This is a genomic window from Shewanella sp. SP1S2-4, assembly GCF_031932075.1.
Taxonomy (GTDB): Bacteria; Pseudomonadota; Gammaproteobacteria; order Enterobacterales; family Shewanellaceae; genus Shewanella; species Shewanella baltica.
Genome location: NZ_JAUOET010000012.1, coordinates 24526 through 46437, shown reverse-complemented (window position 1 = coordinate 46437; position 21912 = coordinate 24526). Strand labels below are relative to the sequence as shown.

Below are 21912 nucleotides of genomic sequence, written 5' to 3'. Positions count from 1 at the left end.
AGACGAGATGAATAAAGAGATTCTGCTAGTCGCTGAGGCGGTTTCAAATGAAAAGGCCGTTCCACGCGAGAAAATTTTTGAAGCGCTAGAGATTGCTCTGGCCACAGCAACCAAGAAAAAATACGAAGGTGATATTGACGTTCGTGTTGCTATCGACCGTAAAACCGGTGGTTATGATACTTTCCGTCGTTGGATGGTGGTTGATGATCACGGTGAAGCGTTAGAAAATCCTTACCGCGAAATCACGTTAGAAGCGGCACGATACGAAAATCCAGACATCCAACCTGGTGAGTTTATCGAAGACGATATCGAGTCAGTGGTGTTTGACCGTATTACCACTCAAACCGCTAAGCAAGTGATCGTACAGAAAGTACGTGAAGCTGAACGTGCTCAAGTGGTTGAACAGTTCCAAGATCAAGAAGGTGAGTTAATCACTGGTATAGTCAAAAAAGCAACTCGCGAAAGCGTAGTGGTTGACTTAGGTAATAACGCTGACGGCGTGTTGTTCCGTGAAGATTTAATTTCACGTGAATCTTTCCGTCCAGGCGACCGCGTACGTGCATTATTGTACTCAGTACGCCCAGAAGCTCGCGGCGCGCAGTTATTCTTAAGCCGTACTAAACCTGAAATGCTGATCGAGCTTTTCCGTGTAGAAGTACCTGAAATTGCTGATGAACTGATTGAGATTATGGGCGCAGCCCGTGATCCAGGCGCGCGCGCTAAAATCGCCGTTAAGTCAAATGACCGTCGTATCGATCCTATCGGTGCGTGTGTGGGTATGCGTGGTGCACGTGTACAAGCTGTGTCGAATGAACTGGGTGGCGAACGTGTTGATATCGTGTTGTGGGATGATAATCCAGCACAATACGTGATCAATGCCATGGCGCCAGCCGATGTGGCCTCTATCATAGTTGACGAAGATAACCATTCAATGGATATCGCTGTTGAAGCAGATAGTTTGGCACAAGCCATTGGACGTAATGGCCAGAACGTACGTTTAGCAACACAGCTGACAGGTTGGGTTCTGAACGTTATGACAGTGGACGATATGAATAAGAAACACCAGGCAGAAAGTGCCAAGGTGGTTGATTTATTCGTTAACTCACTGGATGTCGATGAAGATTTTGCACAAGTACTGGCGGACGAGGGCTTTACGTCGCTCGAAGAAGTTGCCTATGTGCCTGTGTCTGAACTATTGGCGATTGACGGTTTTGACGAAGATCTCGTTGAAGCCTTACGTGAACGTGCAAAAGCGGCGATCTCAACTCGAGCTCTCGCTACTGAAGAAGCACTGGATGGTGTGGAGCCAAGTGAAGAGTTGCTAGCACTTGAAGGTGTTGACAGACACTTAGCCTATGTTTTCGCTAGCAAAGGTATTGTGACTCTAGAAGACTTGGCTGAACAAGGCATTGATGATTTGATCGAAATTGAAGAATTGACAGAAGAAAAAGCAGGTGAGCTCATCATGGCAGCCCGCAATATCTGTTGGTTTGGCGAAGAAGCATAAGTCGATCAACAGGGGGATTTAACTGATGGCAGATACTACCGTAGAGAAATTGGCCACGGAAGTGGGTAAAAGTGTTGAACGTCTGATTGAGCAATTCTCTCAGGCTGGAATTAAGAAAGGCCAAGCTGATAACGTGACTGAAGCTGAAAAGCAGCAGTTACTGGATTATCTGAAAAAGCAGCACGGTGGCGAAAATGCGCCAACGAAAATGACGTTGCAGCGTAAAACCGTATCGACCCTAAGTGTGGCTGGTAATGGTGGTCAATCTAAAGATGTTAAAGTTGAAGTTCGTAAAACACGAACTTTCGTCAAGCGTGATGCTAATGAGGCTACTCTGAAGGCTGAAGAAGAAGCGAAGGCCGAAGCAGAAGCTTTGGCAAAAGCAAAGGCCGAAGCAGATGCTGCTGCGGCAAAAGCGAAAGCAGAAGCTGATGCGAAGGCAAAAGCGGATGCAGAAGCTAAGGCGAAAGCCAAAGCAGCAGCCGAAGTGAAAGTGACCAAAGATACTTCACCAGAAGCTGAAGCGGCACGTTTAGAAGCTGAGCGTTTAAAAGCGGCACAAGAAGCGGCAACTAAGCGTAAGCAAGATGAAGAAGCGGCTAAAGCCGCTGAAAAAGCGCGTTTACTTGCAGAAGAAAACTCTAAGCGTTGGGCTGAAGAAGAACGTCAACGTTTAGAAGCTGAGAAAAACGGCGATCACCACATCACCACCTCTAAAGTAGCGCGTGCTGCTGAAGATACCTCTGATCTGGATGAAGAAAAACGCGGACGTCGTGCTCGTAACAAGAGTAACGCCAAAAAACGTGGTGGCAAAGATGCCCGTGACGGCCGTGAAAAACACATGCGTAACCGCAGTACTGCACCTGAGTCTATGGCGCACGGCTTTAATAAGCCAGTTGCAGCGGTAAGCCGTGATGTGCGTATCGGTGAAACTGTGACTGTTTCTGAACTTGCGCATTTAATGGCAGTGAAAGCGACTGAAATCATCAAGCAAATGATGAAAATGGGTTCTATGGTTACGATCAACCAAGTGTTAGATCAAGAGACCGCCCAGTTAGTTGCTGAAGAAATGGGTCACAAAGTTGTGCTTATCCGTGAAAACGAACTTGAGCACCAAGTGATGCAAGACCGTGACGATGAAGATGGCATCAAGCTAGAATCTCGTGCACCAGTTGTGACTATCATGGGTCACGTTGACCACGGTAAGACGTCACTACTCGACTATATTCGCCGCGCTAAAGTGGCTGCTGGCGAAGCCGGTGGTATTACTCAGCATATCGGTGCATACCATGTTGAAACTGAAAACGGCATGATCACTTTCCTTGATACTCCTGGTCACGCCGCGTTTACTGCAATGCGTGCCCGTGGTGCCAAGGCAACGGATATCGTTGTATTAGTTGTTGCTGCCGATGACGGTGTAATGCCGCAAACTATCGAAGCTATTCAACATGCTAAAGCCGGTAACGTGCCATTAATCGTGGCTGTGAACAAGATGGATAAGCCGGAAGCGGATATCGATCGTGTTAAGAGCGAATTGTCACAACACGGCGTAATGTCTGAAGATTGGGGTGGGGACAACATGTTTGCCTTCGTTTCAGCTAAGACAGGTGAAGGCGTAGATGAACTGTTAGAAGGCATTTTGTTGCAAGCTGAAGTTCTCGAACTGAAAGCGGTACGTGATGGTATGGCTGCCGGTGTGGTCATTGAATCACAATTGGACAAAGGTCGCGGCCCAGTGGCAACGATTCTGGTTCAAGAAGGTACTTTGCGCCAAGGTGATATCGTTCTGTGTGGTCTTGAGTACGGTAAAATCCGTGCAATGAAAGACGAGAACGGTCGTTCAATCACTGAAGCGGGTCCATCTATTCCTGTTGAAATTCTGGGTCTGTCAGGCGTTCCGTCTGCAGGTGATGAAGCAACAGTAGTACGTGACGAGCGTAAAGCGCGTGAAGTTGCCCTGTATCGTCAAGGTAAGTTCCGTGATGTGAAACTGGCACGCCAGCAAAAATCTAAGCTAGAAAACATGTTCGCGAACATGACAGACGGCGAAGTGAAAGAACTGAACATCGTTCTTAAAGCTGACGTACAAGGTTCACTCGAAGCGATTACTGACTCGTTAACCGGTCTGTCTACCGACGAAGTGAAAGTGAACATCATCGCTCGCGGTGTGGGTGCTCTTACTGAAACGGATGCAACCTTAGCGGCAGCTTCTAACGCTATCCTGGTTGGCTTTAACGTGCGTGCCGATGCACAAGCGCGTAAGACAATCGACAGTGAAAGTGTTGATTTACGTTACTACAGCGTTATCTATAATTTGATTGATGAAGTTCGTGCAGCGATGACAGGTATGCTGTCTCCTGAATTCAAGCAACAAATTATCGGTCTGGCTGAAGTTCGTGACGTATTCAAATCACCTAAGCTGGGTGCAATTGCTGGCTGTATGGTTACCGAAGGTACCATCAAGCGTAGCGCACCAATTCGCGTACTACGTGATAACGTGGTTATCTACGAAGGTGAACTTGAATCGCTACGTCGCTTTAAAGACGACGTTGCTGAAGTTCGCAATGGTATGGAATGTGGTATTGGCGTTAAGAACTACAACGATGTTCGCGTAGGCGACCAAATCGAAGTATTCGAAACCGTCGAGATTGCTCGTACTCTGTAACGATAATAAGGGCGGCTTTAGCCGCCCTTATCAATTTAAGCTATGGTAAGAAATATTATGGCAAAAGAATTCAGTCGTACTCGTCGAATCGCTCAGCAGCTTCAGCAAGAACTTGCTCAAGTGCTACAGCGCGACATGAAAGATCCTCGTATTGGCTTTGTAACCGTGAATGACGTCGATGTCTCACGTGACCTTAGTTATGCCAAAGTCTTCGTGACTTTTTTTGAGGAAGACAAAGCCGTTGTTCAAGAAAAGCTAAACGCTTTGATCAGCGCCGCTCCTTATATCCGCACTTTAGTGGCGGGCCGTATGAAGCTGCGTGTGATGCCTGAACTGCGTTTTATCTATGATAGCTCGCTCGTTGAAGGTATGCGCATGTCTAACTTAGTTAGCCAAGTGATCAACCAAGACAAAGCGAAGCAGCAGCAATTTGGCAGCGAAGACGCATCGGTTGAAGATGAAGTCTTAGGTGATGATGTTGCCGATGATGCAGATGAAACGGAAGGTAAAGATTAATGGCTCGTCGTCCAAAAGGTCGTTTTATTGATGGGATAGTGCTGCTGGATAAATCCACTGGCATGAGTTCTAACTTTGCATTGCAAAGGGTAAAGCGCTTTTTTAATGCGAACAAAGCAGGGCATACGGGCGCACTCGATCCGTTAGCAACAGGTATGTTACCTGTGTGCTTAGGCGAAGGGACTAAGTTTTCCCAGCATCTGTTAGATGCCGATAAACGCTATTTAGTTACCGCAAAGCTTGGCGAGCGAACGGATACCAGTGATTCCGATGGCGAAGTGGTGCAAACCCGCGCCATTGATTTTACTGAAGCGCAGTTATTAACCGCGCTTGATTTCTTCCGTGGTGAGACTCAGCAAGTGCCTTCTATGTATTCCGCGCTTAAATATCAGGGCCAGCCCCTGTATAAATATGCCCGTGAAGGCATTGAAGTGCCGCGCGAATCTCGCCCTATTACGGTATTTGAGCTTAATTTTATCGGTCTTGAAGGCGATGAGTTGACCTTAGACATTCATTGTTCTAAGGGCACTTATATTCGCACTATCATAGACGATCTCGGCGAAATGCTCGGATGTGGCGCCCATGTGATCATGTTGCGTCGCACTCAAGTTGCACAATATCCCTATGCAAGAATGGTTACCTTAGAACAACTTGAAGCGCTTGTTGCCCAAGCACATGAACAACAGATAGATCCGAGTGTTTTACTCGATCCGCTCTTGTTACCTATGGACACGGCCGTGGCCGATTTTCCTGAGGTGAATGTGCCAGATGCAATCGCCCCTTACTTAATGCAAGGTCAGGCTGTTCGGGTGCCCGTTAATGCAGACTTGAAAACCGATGAACTGGTGCGTATCACTTTAGGTGACATCCGCCGATTTGTGGGGATTGGTACTATGAACGAAGACGGCTTACTTGCGCCGAAACGACTCATAGTAATCCATGATGAGCCTGTAGAATCGCATTAGTCTGCTATCCATGAACAAATTAATTAATTTGTTCATGGATTAGTCTCCACCTTTTATTGCGCTAGGGTGGGTTTCTGGGTAGAATAGCGCGCCCTCTGGCTGAGTTAGTGATCGGCTAGAGATTCATAATTATTTATTTGGAGATATACATGTCACTAAGTACTGAAGCAAAAGCAAAAATTTTGGCTGAATTTGGCCGTGGCGAAAACGACACTGGTTCAACTGAAGTTCAAGTTGCTTTGTTAACTGCGCAAATCAACCATTTGCAAGATCACTTCAAAGAGCACATTCACGATCACCACTCACGTCGTGGTCTGTTACGTATGGTTAGCTCACGTCGTAAGTTAACTGCTTACCTGAAACGTACTGATTTAGCACGTTACACTGCACTGATCCAAAAGTTAGGTTTACGTCGTTAATCTCGCGTTGACTAGCGTGAAAAAGGAGGCTTAAGCCTCCTTTTTTATTGCCTAAAATTCAGTAGATGATTAAATCAAGCTGTGTAGGATTTAGGCCGGAGCATGTCGATATTATGTCTTTACGCTGGCCTTAACGCCGCCTAAATCTTGGGTTTGATTAAAGAACTCTAAGCACCACGTAGTCCATCTAAAGTGCTTATCGTTGCTGTCTGTGTCGCTATATACAGGGCTTCAAATTCCGCTTGGGGCAAGGGTTGGCTAAAATAGAAACCTTGGCCGACTTGGCACTGATTCTCCTTCAACCAATTCAATTGCTGCTCGTTTTCAATTCCTTCGGCCACAATGGTCAAATTAAGCTGCTTACCCAACATCAAAATGGTCGATGCGATTGCACTATCCCCTGGTAAATCGGACACGAAACAGCGGTCAATTTTCATGGTGGTGATGGGTAAATGGCGTAGGTAAGAAAGTGATGAATACCCAGTGCCGAAGTCATCGACGGCAATACCAAATCCTGCAGATTTTAGTTGCTCAAGTTTAGCGATAGCCAATTCAATGTCGTTCATCAATGAGGTTTCAGTGATTTCAATTTCCAACAACTCGGGTTGGATTTGATAGCGTAATGCCATCTGCTTGATATCGGGAACTAAACTAGCATCGGCAAATTGTTGTGAGGCAACATTAATCGCAATTGGGATGGCATAGTTATATTTTTTCTGCCACTCCCTCAAGACTTTGCAGCTTTGTTCTATTACCCAGCGTCCAATTGGAATGATGATCCCTGTTTCTTCCGCGACGGGAATAAAAGAAACCGGACTGATGAGTCGGCCGTCTTTTTGCCAGCGGATCAGGGCTTCACAGGCGATCACTTTGCCCGTTTGTAGGTCGAGTTTTGGCTGAAAATACAGTAAAAATTCGTTGTTTTTTAACGCATCATGCAAAGATGCTTCGGTGCGTAAACGCACAGCTGCGCGCTCTGTCATCTGCTGTTTAAAGAAGGCCCATTGATTCGAGCCTGCAGCTTTCGCGCTGTACATGGCAATGTCAGCGTGACGGATCAAATCTTCAGCACTGTTACCGTCTTCGGGATAAATAGAAATCCCAATCGATGCCGCAGGATGAATTGCATGTTCATTTAACTGGATAGGGACATTAAGCTGGATCAGTAGCTTATCTACAAAATCTGCCGCTTGGTCTGGGGTGTGAACTGTATCAGCCAGAATAACAAATTCATCGCCTCCTAAGCGGGAAACTGTGCCTTTATCGCCAACGAAGCGTTCAAGGATGCGGGCAATACGGGCAAGAAATTGATCGCCTAATGCGTGGCCAAGGGAATCGTTGATATTCTTAAAGCGGTCTAAGTCGATAAACATCAAGGCAAAGCTGCGTTTGTGTACTCGCGAACGTTGGATTGTGACTGCGATGGTTTCAAGCAATAGCGTGCGGTTGGGTAAGCCTGTTAGCGGATCTCGGGTCGCCATCTTGCGCAGTTTGGATTGGGTCTGGCTAAATTGGATAAGAATTTGGTTGAATTTAGAGGTCACTAGTCCGAGTTCATCATCCTTGTGCGCATTGGACATAGGTAAGAGGTTTTCGTCCGGAGAGTCGGGCTCAATCTTATCTATGGCCTCGCTGATGCGTGCTATAGGCTGAGTTAAGAAGCGATGGAAGACGACAGATAATACTAAGGTGAGCAAGAGAGCGCGGGCAAGTGTGGCGAAAAAACTAAATCTTAACTGTGAGAAAAGGGTATTTGTCAGCTCTTGGGTGTCGTAGAAAACTGTTAATGTGCCGATAAGTTGTTGCTGTTGGGTGCCTTCAAAATAAAAAGGGCGGTACAGCGGGCGAGATATTTCCTTGAGATCATCAAATAATTTGTTACTTAAGCTGATAAAAGTCTGCGAGTTGTTCTTTTTATTATTGCTGACTGAAACAAACATGGAACCATCGTCCAGCTCAATCACTGCTGAGCCGACATGTTCAACCTTAATGGCCCCTTCTAATGTTTGGCGGGCTAAATTATCATCCAAAGCCCAGACGGCATTTGCTGCTGGTTGTTCAACTGAATCAAGGAGTTCTTGCTGGGTAGTTGTGAGCTGTTGTTTGGTTGATACGACGACTAAAGCGATTTCAACAATAAAAATTGCAATGGCAAAAAAGAGGGCGGTAAATACGACTAGATTAGTTTGTTTCCACGTCAGTGACTTAAAACGGCCTGTCATCGGGCGCATCCTTTATGATAATTATTCACCATCTGCGAGAATTTCCGTATCAATGTAAACCGCAACTCTTTGTTGATTTAACCACTTTAGTGAAAAGTTACGTATTTGTCATCATTATCTGCTCTTTATCTATTGATCCGATTTGCAGTATACTTACGCGCGTAATTCAAGGTCATTAATTAAGGAATGGGTCACGTGAATCCTATTGTAAAGAGTTTTGAGTATGGTCAACATACAGTCACCCTGGAAACAGGTGTTATAGCGCGTCAAGCAGATGCAGCCGTTTTAGCGAGCATGGGTGACACGACTGTGTTGGTCACTGTTGTCGGTAAAAAAGAAGCAGAAGCTGGTCGTGACTTTTTCCCTCTGACTGTTAACTATCAAGAAAAAACCTACGCAGCAGGTAAAATTCCTGGTGGTTTCTTTAAGCGTGAAGGCCGTCCTTCAGAAGATGAGACTTTAATTGCTCGTCTGATTGACCGTCCAATTCGCCCTCTTTTCCCTAATGGTTTCAAAAATGAAGTTCAAGTTATCATTACTGTAGTCTCTGTCGATCCACAAATCGAGCCAGATATCATCTCCATGATAGGTACTTCAGCGGCACTGGCTATTTCTGGTATTCCATTCAGCGGTCCTTTAGGTGCTGCACGTGTGGGTTACATTGATGGCGAATACGTGTTGAACCCAAGTGTTGCGCAACTTGCAACCAGCCAACTGAACTTAGTGGTTGCTGGTACTGCTGGCGCAGTATTAATGGTGGAATCAGAAGCCCAAGCATTACCAGAAGAAGTGATGTTAGGTTCTGTTGTTTACGGTCACGATCAACAACAAGTGGTTATCAAAGCGATTGCTGAATTTAAAGCAGAAGCCGGTAAACCAACTTGGGATTGGACTGCACCAACGCAAGATGCCGATTTAGTCGCCCAAATCAAAGAGCTTGCAGAAGCGGGTTTAGGTGATGCGTATAAAATCCAAGTTAAACAAGATCGTTATGCTCAAGTTTCTGTTGTTAAAGCAGCAACAAAAGAAGCCTTGTTAGCCAGCAATCCAAGCATTGATTTACGTGAAGTAGACAACTTGCTGGGTAGCTTAGAGAAGAAAGTGGTTCGTGGTCGCATCATCCGTGGTGAGCCACGTATCGATGGTCGTGAACCAGACATGATCCGTGCCTTAAGTGTGTTAGCGGGCGTATTGCCACGTACTCACGGTAGCGCATTGTTCACTCGTGGTGAAACTCAAGCGTTAGTCACTTGTACTTTAGGTACTGAACGTGATGCACAGAAGATTGACAGCATCATGGGCGAGCGCACTAACCGTTTCATGCTGCACTATAACTTCCCTCCATACTCTGTTGGTGAAACAGGCATGGTGGGTTCACCTAAGCGCCGCGAAATCGGTCATGGTAAGTTAGCATGGCGCGGTATCAATGCTGTTATGCCTTCAGCTGCTGAATTCCCATACAGCGTGCGCGTTGTATCTGAAATCACTGAATCTAACGGTTCAAGCTCTATGGCGTCAGTATGTGGTACTTCACTAGCGCTGATGGATGCCGGTGTGCCTATCAAAACTTCTGTAGCGGGTATCGCTATGGGTCTAGTGAAAGAAGGCGATGATTTCGTTGTTCTTTCTGACATCTTAGGTGATGAAGATCATTTAGGTGACATGGACTTTAAAGTGGCGGGTACACGTGATGGTATTACTGCATTGCAGATGGATATCAAGATCGAAGGTATCACTAAAGAAATCATGGATATCGCACTGCAACAAGCCTATGGCGCGCGTGTACATATCCTGAACGTGATGGATCAAGCGATTGGTTCACACCGTGATGATATTTCTGATCACGCTCCACGTATCACTGTTATCAAGATCAACCCAGAAAAAATCCGTGACGTTATCGGTAAAGGCGGCGCAGTTATCCGTGCTCTGACCGAAGAAACCGGCACTACGATTGAGCTGGAAGATGATGGTACTGTGAAAATTGCTTCTTCAAATGGTGAAGCAACCAAAGAAGCTATCCGTCGTATCGAAGAAATCACTTCAGAAGTTGAAGTGGGTCGTATCTACAACGGTAAAGTTATCCGTATCGTTGATTTCGGTGCGTTCGTGAACATTCTGCCGGGCAAAGACGGTTTAGTACACATTTCACAAATCAGTGATGAGCGTGTTGCTAACGTGTCTGATCACCTTGAACTGAACCAAGAAGTTGCTGTTAAAGTAATGGAAGTGGATCGTCAAGGCCGCGTACGTCTGTCAATCAAAGAAGCACAAACTAAAGAAGCTGCAGCTGCTGAATAATGAGTCTTTGACTTATTATAGGCATACACTTTCTAAGTGATTGCATCAAAAGGAGATCAAATGATCTCCTTTTTTGTTTTTGGCATTAAGAAAGTCAGTATTAATCTTAATTCCCCAATAGCAGTCCTGTGGTGGGATTGCTATCATGAAGATTCTTCTGCGTATGTTGGGAATCTAAAAAGGTAGAAATGGATGAGTCTTAAAATTAGAACCGCTGTCGTTGCTGTGCTGGCGGGCGCCAGTCTGTTGTTAGCCGGATGCGCTACCACCCAGTCTCCTTTAGATAACCATAATGATGTTGAAGGTAAATTGGTTATCGCACCTGTCATGCCCGATTATAAAGTGGAAGTGACGTTAGCGAAGCTCAACGAGATTTTGGCTACGGTCGAATTAACCAATGAGCAAAGAGCCAGATTTCATTACGATCGCGGTGTGATTTACGACAGTGTGGGCTTAAGACTGCTCGCGCGCATCGATTTTATGCAAGCGCTGAAGCTGCAACCCGATCTCGCTGATGCTTATAATTTTCTTGGGATTTATTACACCCAAGAAGGCGAATACGCTAGCGCCTATGAAGCATTCGATGGCGTATTAGAACTCGCTCCTAACTACGATTACGCCTATTTGAATCGCGGTATTGCCTTGTACTATGGCGACCGTAACGATTTAGCCACTAAAGATATGCAGGCATTTTATGCTGGTGATAATAAAGATGGTTATCGGGCATTATGGCTGTATTTGATTGATTTTAAAGATGATGCAGTTGAAGCTAAAAAACAGTTAGCTGAAAACCGTAAGAATTTAGACAATGATGCTTGGGCGACCGTTATCGTTGATTATTATTTAGGAACAAAGAGCCATGATGAGGTGTTTGCTGCTGCGAAAGTTGGCTTAACTCATCCCAAAGAATATGCCGAACGTTTATGTGAGGCTTATTTTTACTTGGCGAAAATGGCAATAGAAAACAAGCAATATCAAGATGCTGCTAACTATTTCCGCTTAGCATTGGCAACCAATATTTATGATTTTGTTGAACATAGATATGCGCGGATTGAGCTCGCTAAAGTCAAAGGTTTGCTCGAAGCCACAAAATAACCCTCATCAGCCCGAGCTCATCTCGGGCTTTGCCTAGCCAAGCTCGAACTGAGGCGCTATAATTTGCGCCTTTTTAGCGATACTAGTGCATAGGTTAACATGTCAGGCAATAAAGTAGAGGTCGATAAACGTCGCACCTTCGCGATCATATCGCACCCCGACGCGGGTAAAACAACCATTACCGAAAAAGTGCTGTTATTCGGAAACGCTTTGCAAAAAGCGGGAACGGTTAAAGGCAAAAAATCGGGTCAGCATGCTAAGTCTGACTGGATGGAAATGGAGAAGGACCGTGGTATTTCGATTACTACGTCTGTTATGCAGTTCCCCTATGGTGGCGCCCTCGTTAACCTACTCGACACGCCTGGTCACGAAGACTTCTCTGAAGATACCTATCGTACGCTAACGGCTGTTGACTCCTGTCTGATGGTCATTGACTCTGCAAAGGGTGTAGAAGACCGTACCATTAAGTTGATGGAAGTGACCCGTCTGCGTGATACGCCGATCGTGACCTTTATGAACAAACTCGACCGTGATATCCGAGATCCTATCGATTTGATGGATGAAGTCGAAAACGTACTGAATATTGCCTGCGCACCTATTACTTGGCCTATTGGCAGCGGTAAAGAATTCAAAGGTATTTACCACATACTGCGTGATGAAGTCGTGCTGTATCAAAGTGGTATGGGGCATACTATCCAAGAGCGTCGCGTGGTGAAGGGTATTAATAATCCTGATCTTGATAAAGCGATAGGCAGTTATGCCGCTGATTTACGTGATGAGATGGAATTAGTGCGTGGCGCGTCGAATGAATTTGATCATGCGGCTTTCTTGAAAGGTGAGCTGACGCCAGTGTTCTTTGGTACCGCGTTAGGTAACTTTGGTGTGGATCATATTCTTGACGGTATCGTTGAGTGGGCACCTAAGCCATTACCGCGCGAAAGCGATGCACGCGTAGTTATGCCTGAAGAAGAGAAATTCACTGGTTTTGTGTTTAAAATCCAAGCAAATATGGATCCAAAACACCGTGACCGTGTCGCCTTTATGCGTGTTTGTTCTGGCCGTTACGAGCAGGGCATGAAAATGCACCATGTGCGTATCGGTAAAGATGTTAACGTCAGCGATGCATTGACCTTTATGGCGGGCGATCGTGAGCGTGCTGAAGAAGCTTACCCAGGCGATATCATTGGTTTGCATAACCATGGCACTATTCGTATTGGCGATACTTTTACCCAAGGTGAAAAGTTCCGCTTCACTGGCGTGCCTAACTTTGCGCCTGAAATGTTCCGCCGTATCCGTCTGCGCGATCCACTCAAGCAAAAGCAACTATTAAAAGGCTTAGTACAGTTGTCTGAAGAAGGTGCTGTGCAAGTATTCCGCCCAATCGATACTAACGATTTAATTGTTGGCGCCGTGGGTGTACTGCAGTTTGAAGTGGTTGTTGGACGTCTTAAGAGCGAATACAACGTTGAAGCCATTTACGAAGGTATCAGCGTTTCGACCGCTCGCTGGGTTTATTGCAAGGATGAGCGTAAGCTTGAAGAGTTCCGCCGCAAGTGTAGCCAAAACTTAGCACTCGATGGTGGTGATAACTTAACCTATATTGCGCCAACTATGGTCAACCTGAATCTTTCGATGGAAAGATATCCTAATATTGAGTTTGCGAAAACCCGCGAGCATTAATTAGGTTGGGTTTAGAATAGTTGTTGAAATGGCGGTGAATTCACCGCCATTTTTGTATCTAATGAAATCTAAAAACGGTTCTGGATGTGAATGATGGCGAATTGGATCACAAAAACATGGCAGGTTTATATTCAGTGGTGCGACCGCATGGGGCTGACACCTGAAAATCGTCGTTGTTGTATGCCACGCCTTGAAGATCCGCCATTAGCGATAAAATGCGCTAAAACGACAGCAGCTGATGAAACGGCATTGCCGCCTGAAGCGCATTCAAACGGTCAATCGACCGCAGAGTGAGGTATTTGCAGTGATTGATACCCACGCACATCTAGATTTTGCCGAGTTTGATCTTGACCGCGATACTGTAGTGCAGCGAATGCACAGTGTTGGGGTTAATAATCTGATTATTCCTGGCGTGTCCCCGCAACACTGGCACAAACAGCTCGCTGTTGCCGCACAATATCAAACCTATTTTGCCCTTGGCATCCATCCTTGGTTTTGCCCAGAGAATGTTGATGCAGGGATCTTAGCATTAACATCTAAAGTTGCCGCGTTGCTCGAATGTCCTCGTTTTGTTGCTATTGGTGAATGTGGCTTAGATAAACTTTATTCCGCTACTTGGCCGCAGCAGTTAGCGTTTTTTGAGGCGCAATTGACGTTAGCTAAATCCGTTAATCTGCCGGTGATTATTCATAGTGTTAAAGCGCATCCCGAGGTTTTGGCCTGTTTAAAAAAGTATCAATTGCCTAGAGGCGGTGTGATACATGCTTTTTCTGGCAGTGTTGAGATAGCACAGGAATATATTAAGTTAGGTTTTAAGTTGGGAATTGGTGGTTTGATTATGAATCCCAATGCCAAAAAATTACTCAAAACAGTCACTGAACTCCCACTCGAACACCTCATACTTGAGACTGATTCTCCGGCAATGACGCCGATAAATGTTACTGAAAAACGTAACCAACCCGCTAACCTTGTTCTTTTTATAGACAAAATCGCTACTTTGCAAAAAAAATCAAGTGTTCTAATATCAGAACACTTGATGTCGAATGCTATGCAACTGTTTGACCTTTAGTTGTTTTTAAATAAACAGGTGTAGGTCGCACTAGCATTCTGCACTAAGCGATTGAAATTAAACTCCAAAAATATGATCAAAACGACGATTTTCGACTTAGGCTCGGGTATAATCTGACTCGGAAATAGGTTGATTAACAACATAATTAAAAAGTGTTAACAATAGGGTGATGGTTAATGAATATATTGATGAGTTTAGTAGGGGTGGTCACCCTACTTGCGATAGGTTTCCTCCTATCGAATAACAAAAAAGCAATTAATTTGCGTACAGTGGGTGGCGCGTTAGCTATCCAAGCTGCTTTCGGTGGTTTTGTACTGTACGTTCCTGTTGGTAAAGACATTCTGAAAGGTATGTCTGATGCGGTTTCTAGCGTTATTGGTTACGCACAAAACGGTATCGGTTTCCTGTTTGGTGATTTAGCTAACTTCAAACTTGGCTTCATCTTCGCAGTAAACGTGTTACCCGTTATCGTGTTCTTCTCTTCTCTGATCGCGGTTCTATATTACTTAGGCGTTATGCAGTGGATCATCCGTATCATAGGTGGTGGTTTACAAAAAGCATTGGGCACAAGCCGTACAGAATCAATGTCAGCAACAGCTAACATCTTCGTGGGTCAAACTGAAGCTCCTCTGGTTGTTCGTCCATTCATCCCAACTATGACGCAGTCTGAACTGTTTGCGATCATGGTCGGTGGTTTGGCGTCAATCGCGGGTTCAGTATTGGCTGGTTACGCGCAGATGGGTGTACCTATCGAGTACTTAGTTGCCGCATCATTCATGGCAGCACCAGGTGGTCTATTAATGGCTAAACTGATGCACCCTGAAACTGAAGTTGCTAAAAATGACATGAGCGATTTGCCAGAAGATCCTGACAAACCAGCTAACGTGTTAGACGCAGCTGCAGCAGGTGCTTCATCTGGTATGCATTTAGCGTTAAACGTTGGCGCTATGTTGTTAGCCTTCGTTGGTTTGATCGCTATGATCAACGGTATCATCGGTGGTATCGGTGGTTGGGTTGGCATGCCTCAGTTAACACTTGAACTGATCCTCGGTTATGTGTTCATGCCTTTAGCATTCCTTATCGGTGTGCCTTGGAATGAAGCATTAGTCGCTGGTTCTTTCATTGGTCAAAAGATCATTGTTAACGAATTCGTTGCTTACTTAAACTTTGCTCCATACCTGAAAGACATCGCTGATGGCGGTATGGTTGTGGCTGAAACAGGTTTAGCAATGACAGACAGAACAAAAGCGATTATCTCGTTTGCTCTGTGTGGTTTCGCTAACTTGTCATCAATCGCGATTCTGCTTGGTGGTTTAGGTGCAATGGCTCCTAACCGTCGTCATGATTTAGCTACTATGGGTATTCGTGCGGTTATCGCCGGCTCTTTAGCTAACTTAATGAGTGCGACACTTGCTGGTCTGTTCTTAGCTATCTAAGTCAATGAACGGCAGTAGGGGGAAACCCCACTAACTGGGTCCTGACCATGCAGGGCAGGACCTAAGTTAATTCAACCATTTTCCAGTAGTGCCAGTAGTGATTCCTGTAGTGAATAGTTTCTCCAATTGAAAGACACAGAATGCAACTGAGATGTCGCTGTTATTCTGTCTTAAATGTCGCGGGAACACGGTTAAGTTAATTAATCGTAATGCAGAAGTCGCGACTTTGTTCACAATTAAGAATTTTGTGTTTGTGATTTTACGCTAGATTATTGAGATTTTATTTAATCTAGGTAGAATGCGAGCGCCACAAAAAGAACGCTACCCTCGATGGTAGTAAACAAGATAAATGGGGTTGATGATGAAAAACGTTAAAACTTTAGCTTTAGCTGCTACAGCAGTAGCTGCAATCTCTGGCAACGCATTTGCCGCTGATCGTTCTGATATTTATGCCACTGATTATAAGTGGATGCAGTTTAATGCTATGTATGCTGTTAATGAATTACCACGTGGTGATGCTGATGATGGCGGCCATGACTACTTAGAAATGGAATTTGGTGGTCGTAAGGGGATCGTTGATTTATATGGTTATGTAGACGTCTTCAATTTAGCTAACAGCAGCTCAGGTGATAAAACTGGTGGCGATAGCAAGATGTTTATGAAATTTGCGCCACGTTTCTCTTTAGATGCTATTACTGGTAAAGATTTATCTTTTGGCCCAGTACAAGAAGTTTACTTCTCTACTCTGTTCAACTGGGGCGGTGGTGCAATCCAAGGCCAAAGCATTTCTTTTGATGTTGAAGATCATCCAGGTCCACAAAAAATTAATAATCCAGGCGATGTCAATATGTCGTTTTGGGGTATTGGTGCCGATGTAATGGTACCATGGTTAGGCAAAACAGGTATGAACCTGTATGCAACCTACGATTTTAATGCTAAGGATTGGAATGGTTACCAATTCTCTATGAACTGGTTCAAGCCTTTCTATTTCTTCGACAACAAGAGCTTTGTTTCCTTCCAAGGCTATGTTGATTATCAGTTTGGTGCTGATGAAGTAAATAAATACGACTCTAATGGCCAATTTGTAAGTACTACATTTACTTCTAATGGTGGTGCTGCATACTTCGGTCTGCACTGGCATTCAGATAACTATGCGCTTGGTTACGGCCTGAAAGCATATAGCGATGTTTATTTGCTGAAGGATGAAGGCACATTTGGTTTAGAGACCAAAGGTTTTGCTCACTACTTCACTGCAACTTACAAGTTCTAATCTCTTGTAATCATTGCTTGTTGGAGCCGCATTATGCGGCTCCATCTTTGTTTTACCATGAGTCTTTATCTAAGCCTATTAGGCTAACAAGTGGGTTTATATAAAGGTTTGTGTTTTTCTCGCGCTAAAATGGATTTTTCGCGGAAAAGTAGGTGCAAGATTTTATTCGTATCCTCTCTTCCGGTCTTCAAGGATTCAAGTCGTGGTCACTTATAAGTTATTTTAAGTGTCAGGATGCCTATTGTTCTTTATGACTTAGGCAAGATTGAATACCTACAACAAGGTAGTTTGTACAAGCAAATTACTCGGCATCGCCTGAAGGCCCGGCCATATAAAAATAATCAAAATAATGCCACCTCTCAAGCGTTGCTTTTATGCGACTGATTTCTATTCATTTAATTTTTATTTTGGAGAGCTATTATGACTGATTTAAAAAAAGCAGCACAACGCGCCATTGAGTTGATGGACTTAACGACTTTGAATGATGACGACACAGATCAAAAAGTGATCGACCTGTGCCACAAAGCGAAAACGGCTGCGGGCAATACTGCCGCTATCTGCATTTACCCACGTTTCATCCCGATTGCACGCAAGACGTTAGATGAAATTGGTGCTGAAGATATCCAAATTGCCACTGTGACTAATTTTCCCCATGGCAATGATGACATTGCCATTGCTGTGCTAGAAACTCGCGCTGCCGTTGCCTATGGTGCTGACGAAGTTGACGTGGTATTCCCATACCGCGCACTGATGGAAGGCAATGAAACAATTGGTTTTGAATTAGTTAAAGCCTGTAAAGAAGCCTGTGGTGAAGTCTTGTTAAAAGTCATCATCGAATCTGGCGTGTTAGCTGATCCTGCGCTTATCCGCCGTGCATCTGAGCTTTCAATCGATGCAGGTGCCGACTTTATTAAAACTTCTACCGGTAAAGTGCCTGTAAACGCCACACTCGAAGCGGCTGAAATCATGTTAACTGTGATCAGCGAGAAGAATACCCAAGTAGGCTTCAAGCCTGCCGGTGGCGTGCGTGATGCAGCTCAAGCAGCTGAGTTCCTCGGTGTTGCTGAGCGTATTTTAGGTGCTGACTGGGTTTCACCACGTACCTTTAGATTTGGTGCTTCAAGCCTTTTAAACAGCTTGCTGCACACATTAGAACTGGCAGATGCGCCTAAGCCGACTCAAGGCTATTAATCGCAAACTATCGCTGATTAATACTATCTGCGTATAGCGAGCCTAATTAAGTGTGACCTAAATCTATTTGGCAAACTCAAAACTTCGATAGTATGAACTTGTAATATTGCTACAGTTTTGATGTTTCATTGCAAAGATAAGCACTAGCGACAGAGTTGTTAGTGCCTATCTTGGAGGCAGTATCATGTTTCTAGCTCAAGAGATTATTCGTAAAAAACGTAATGGTTTAGCGCTAAGTTCCGAAGAAATACAGTTCTTTGTTCAAGGTATCACTACCAACTCCGTATCTGAAGGTCAGATCGCCGCATTAGGCATGGCGGTGTATTTTAATGACATGAATATGGCTGAAAGAATCGCTTTAACGACAGCGATGCGTGATTCTGGCACTGTGCTTAATTGGCAATCATTGGGACTCAACGGTCCAGTTATCGACAAACACAGCACTGGCGGTGTGGGCGATGTGATTAGTCTGATGCTTGGCCCTATGGCTGCGGCTTGTGGTGGTTATGTGCCTATGATTTCTGGGCGTGGCCTAGGTCATACGGGCGGCACGCTCGATAAGTTTGATGCCATTCCGGGTTACCAAACTGAGCCATCAAGTGAATTGTTCCGTAAAGTGGTTAAAGACGTCGGTGTGGCGATTATTGGCCAAACGGGCGATCTCGTTCCTGCCGACAAACGTTTCTATTCTATCCGCGATAATACCGCCACTGTTGAATCCATTTCCCTCATCACAGCGTCGATTTTGTCTAAGAAATTAGCCTGTAATTTAGATGCGCTAGCGATGGATGTGAAAGTCGGTAGTGGTGCTTTCATGCCAACCTATGAAGCATCGGAAGAATTAGCTCGCAGTATTGCAGCTGTTGCTAATGGCGCGGGCACTAAAACGACAGCTTTGCTTACCGATATGAATCAAGTGCTTGCATCTTGCGCCGGTAACGCGGTTGAAGTGAAAGAAGCCATCGACTTTTTAACGGGTGCTTACCGTAACCCGCGTTTATATGAAGTCACTATGGGTCTTTGCGCTGAGATGTTGCTTCTGGGCGGTCTTGCAAGCAATGAAGCCGATGCTCGCGCTAAACTGAATCGTGTACTCGACAATGGTCGCGCTGCAGAACTCTTTGGCAAGATGGTGTCGGGTCTTGGTGGTCCAGTCGATTTTGTTGAAAACTACAATAAATACCTACCGCAATCACAAATTATTCGTCCAGTTTTTGCCGATATGAAAGGTTATGCCTATAGCATGGATACCCGTGAATTAGGTTTAGCGGTTGTGACCTTAGGTGGCGGCCGCCGTAAGCCCGGTGATGCACTAGACTATAGTGTTGGCTTAACTCAAGTGTGTGCTTTAGGCGATAAAGTAGATTCATCGACTCCGATTGCCGTTATCCATGCACAGTCTGAAGCCGCCTTCGCGGAAGCTGAACTTGCGGTGAAAAAAGCGATTCACATTGGTGAAACCGCTCCAGAAAAAACACCTGAGATCTATGCCTATATTCGTGCATCGGATCTTTAAGGAAGAATTATGAAACGTACCATTATTATGATGTTGGACTCCTTTGGAGTCGGTGCTTCTGCTGATGCAGCAAGCTTTGGTGATGTCGGTTCCGATACCTTTGGCCATATTGCTAAAGTATGCGCCGAAGGCAAAGCCGATATTGGCCGTGAAGGCCCGCTGAAATTACCTAACTTAGCGCGCTTAGGTTTAGGCCATGCAGCGATGGAAAGTACTGGCGCCTTTGCCCCCGGTTTTGGCGATAATGTTGAGCTGATTGGTGCTTATGGTCATGCACAAGAGTTAAGTTCGGGTAAAGATACGCCGAGCGGTCACTGGGAGATGGCGGGCGTGCCCGTACTATTCGAGTGGGGTTATTTCAGCGAGCATCAAAATTCTTTTCCTAAAGAACTGACGGATAAGATCTTAGCCCGTGCAGGTCTGGATGGATTCTTAGGTAATTGCCATGCCTCAGGTACAACTATTTTAGAAGAGTTAGGCGAAGAGCACATGCGCTCTGGCAAGCCTATTTTCTACACCTCTGCTGATTCAGTATTCCAAATCGCTTGTCATGAAGAAACCTTCGGTTTAGACAATCTCTATCGTCTTTGCGAAATAACCCGTGAAGAGTTAGAGCCTTACAACATAGGTCGCGTCATTGCCCGTCCATTTGATGGTACTGGTCCAAGTGATTTTGCCCGTACTGGCAATCGTAAGGATTATTCGCTCGCGCCACCTGCAAAAACTGTACTCGATAAGCTGAAAGAGGCTGGCGGTGAAGTAGTGAGTGTGGGCAAGATTGCCGACATTTATGCTTACTGTGGTATCACTAAAAAAGTGAAGGCGAACGGCTTAGAAGCACTTTTCGATGCGACCTTAGCCGAAGTGAAATCTGCGGGTGATAACACTATAGTGTTTACTAACTTCGTTGATTTCGACTCTCACTACGGTCATCGCCGTGATGTTGCTGGCTACGCCAAAGGGCTGGAATATTTCGATGCCCGTTTGCCTGAAATGCTCGCATTATTAGGTGAAGACGATCTGCTGATTTTAACTGCGGATCACGGTTGCGATCCAACATGGCAAGGCACTGATCATACCCGTGAATATGTGCCAGTATTAGCTTTTGGCGCTGGATTGAAAGCGGGATCGCTGGGGCGTCGTAACAGCTTTGCCGATATCGGCCAATCTATTGCGAGCCACTTTAAGCTTGAACCTATGGCCTATGGCGAATCGTTCCTTTAGGCAAATTAGCATTTATTTCGATTTGGCGGCTGACATTTGCCGTCAGTAAACAAAGACTTAAGTCTTAATAAAATAAACAGGGGTTATTTCGATGGCAACACCACACATTAATGCTGTAGAGGGCGCATTCGCTGAGACAATGCTGTTTCCAGGCGATCCATTACGTGCAAAATATATTGCTGAAACATTCTTAGAAAATGTTGAGCAAGTGACTGATGTTCGAAACATGCTAGGTTTTACTGGTACTTACAAAGGTAAGCGTATTTCAGTAATGGGTTCTGGCATGGGTATTCCTTCATGCTCTATCTATGCAACTGAATTAATTCGTGATTACGGCGTTAAAAACCTGATCCGTGTGGGTACTTGTGGTGCGATCAGCACTGACGTTAAAGTACGTGACGTGATCATTGGTATGGGTGCATGTACTGACTCAGCAGTTAACCGTTTACGTTTCAAAGGCCAAGATTTCGCTGCTATCGCTAACTATGAGCTGATGAATGCGGTTATCGAGTCTGCGAAAGTTCGTGGTACTAAAATTCGCGTAGGTAACATTTTCTCTGCGGACCTGTTCTACACTCCTGATCCACAAATGTTTGATGTGATGGAGAAGATGGGCGTATTAGGCGTAGAAATGGAAGCGGCTGGTTTGTACGGCGTTGCCCATGAGTTTGGTGCACGTGCCCTGTGCGTTGTGACTGTATCTGACCACATCCGCACCGGTGAAAAGACGTCTGCAGAAGAACGTCAAACCACATTCAATGACATGATTATCATGACATTAGAAGCGGCGATTACGCTGTAACTGTTATTCTGTAAGAGTGTGCTGTCCCGTCCTAAGA

Annotated in this window: 17 protein-coding genes; 16 read left to right on the top strand and 1 reads right to left on the bottom strand. The window is 45.1% G+C overall.

What is annotated here, in order from left to right:
- The first annotated feature begins 7 nt into the window (after positions 1-7).
- The 5 genes from nusA to rpsO all read left to right on the top strand — a co-directional run bounded on the left by nusA (position 8) and on the right by rpsO (position 6072).
- A complete protein-coding gene (nusA, locus tag Q4Q52_RS12500) occupies positions 8-1507 on the top strand; it encodes a transcription termination factor NusA (protein ID WP_259582704.1) in 1500 nt (499 codons plus the stop codon).
- Between the two features lie 25 nt (positions 1508-1532).
- Positions 1533-4172, top strand: a complete 2640-nt coding sequence (gene infB / locus Q4Q52_RS12495; protein ID WP_220590917.1) for a translation initiation factor IF-2 — start codon at positions 1533-1535, stop codon at positions 4170-4172.
- Between the two features lie 57 nt (positions 4173-4229).
- Entirely contained in the window at positions 4230-4688 is a 459-nt protein-coding gene (rbfA, locus tag Q4Q52_RS12490) for a 30S ribosome-binding factor RbfA (protein WP_014620813.1), read from the top strand.
- Complete coding sequence (gene truB / locus Q4Q52_RS12485; RefSeq protein ID WP_220775722.1) at positions 4688-5653, top strand: tRNA pseudouridine(55) synthase TruB; 966 nt, start codon at positions 4688-4690, stop codon at positions 5651-5653. Before rbfA ends, truB begins: the two co-directional genes overlap by 1 nt.
- Positions 5654-5802: 149 nt before the next feature.
- Positions 5803-6072, top strand: a complete 270-nt coding sequence (gene rpsO / locus Q4Q52_RS12480; RefSeq protein WP_106651344.1) for a 30S ribosomal protein S15 — start codon at positions 5803-5805, stop codon at positions 6070-6072.
- A gap of 167 nt (positions 6073-6239) precedes the next feature.
- On the opposite strand, the gene Q4Q52_RS12475 is transcribed toward rpsO, so the two are convergent.
- Entirely contained in the window at positions 6240-8294 is a 2055-nt protein-coding gene (locus Q4Q52_RS12475; protein WP_311899856.1) for an EAL domain-containing protein, read from the bottom strand.
- Positions 8295-8489: 195 nt separating this feature from the next.
- Between Q4Q52_RS12475 and pnp the strand changes: the two genes are divergently transcribed.
- From pnp to deoD, 11 genes are all read left to right on the top strand, one after another.
- Complete coding sequence (gene pnp / locus Q4Q52_RS12470) at positions 8490-10592, top strand: polyribonucleotide nucleotidyltransferase (protein WP_220590915.1); 2103 nt, start codon at positions 8490-8492, stop codon at positions 10590-10592.
- A 192-nt stretch (positions 10593-10784) separates the two neighbouring features.
- On the top strand, positions 10785-11687 hold the full coding sequence (nlpI, locus tag Q4Q52_RS12465) for a lipoprotein NlpI (protein WP_006086937.1): 903 nt from the start codon (positions 10785-10787) through the stop codon (positions 11685-11687).
- Positions 11688-11786: 99 nt separating this feature from the next.
- The gene (prfC, locus tag Q4Q52_RS12460; protein ID WP_311990754.1) at positions 11787-13367 is read left to right on the top strand and encodes a peptide chain release factor 3; all 1581 of its coding nucleotides are present in this window, start codon (positions 11787-11789) and stop codon (positions 13365-13367) included.
- A gap of 90 nt (positions 13368-13457) precedes the next feature.
- Positions 13458-13661, top strand: coding sequence for a hypothetical protein (locus Q4Q52_RS12455; RefSeq protein ID WP_311899853.1), 204 nt, complete (start codon positions 13458-13460; stop codon positions 13659-13661).
- Positions 13662-13671: 10 nt separating this feature from the next.
- Positions 13672-14436, top strand: coding sequence for a TatD family hydrolase (locus Q4Q52_RS12450; protein WP_311899852.1), 765 nt, complete (start codon positions 13672-13674; stop codon positions 14434-14436).
- A 176-nt stretch (positions 14437-14612) separates the two neighbouring features.
- Positions 14613-15872: a NupC/NupG family nucleoside CNT transporter gene (locus tag Q4Q52_RS12445; RefSeq protein ID WP_220590910.1), complete on the top strand. Its 1260-nt coding sequence runs from the start codon at positions 14613-14615 to the stop codon at positions 15870-15872.
- Positions 15873-16233: 361 nt separating this feature from the next.
- Positions 16234-17142: an outer membrane protein OmpK gene (locus Q4Q52_RS12440; protein ID WP_311891581.1), complete on the top strand. Its 909-nt coding sequence runs from the start codon at positions 16234-16236 to the stop codon at positions 17140-17142.
- Positions 17143-17562: 420 nt separating this feature from the next.
- Complete coding sequence (gene deoC, locus Q4Q52_RS12435; RefSeq protein WP_006086931.1) at positions 17563-18333, top strand: deoxyribose-phosphate aldolase; 771 nt, start codon at positions 17563-17565, stop codon at positions 18331-18333.
- A gap of 184 nt (positions 18334-18517) precedes the next feature.
- Entirely contained in the window at positions 18518-19849 is a 1332-nt protein-coding gene (deoA, locus tag Q4Q52_RS12430; protein WP_311990753.1) for a thymidine phosphorylase, read from the top strand.
- A gap of 9 nt (positions 19850-19858) precedes the next feature.
- The gene (locus tag Q4Q52_RS12425) at positions 19859-21073 is read left to right on the top strand and encodes a phosphopentomutase (protein ID WP_263205892.1); all 1215 of its coding nucleotides are present in this window, start codon (positions 19859-19861) and stop codon (positions 21071-21073) included.
- 91 nt (positions 21074-21164) lie between these two features.
- Positions 21165-21875: a purine-nucleoside phosphorylase gene (deoD, locus tag Q4Q52_RS12420; RefSeq protein WP_006082701.1), complete on the top strand. Its 711-nt coding sequence runs from the start codon at positions 21165-21167 to the stop codon at positions 21873-21875.
- The last annotated feature ends 37 nt before the right edge of the window (positions 21876-21912 follow it).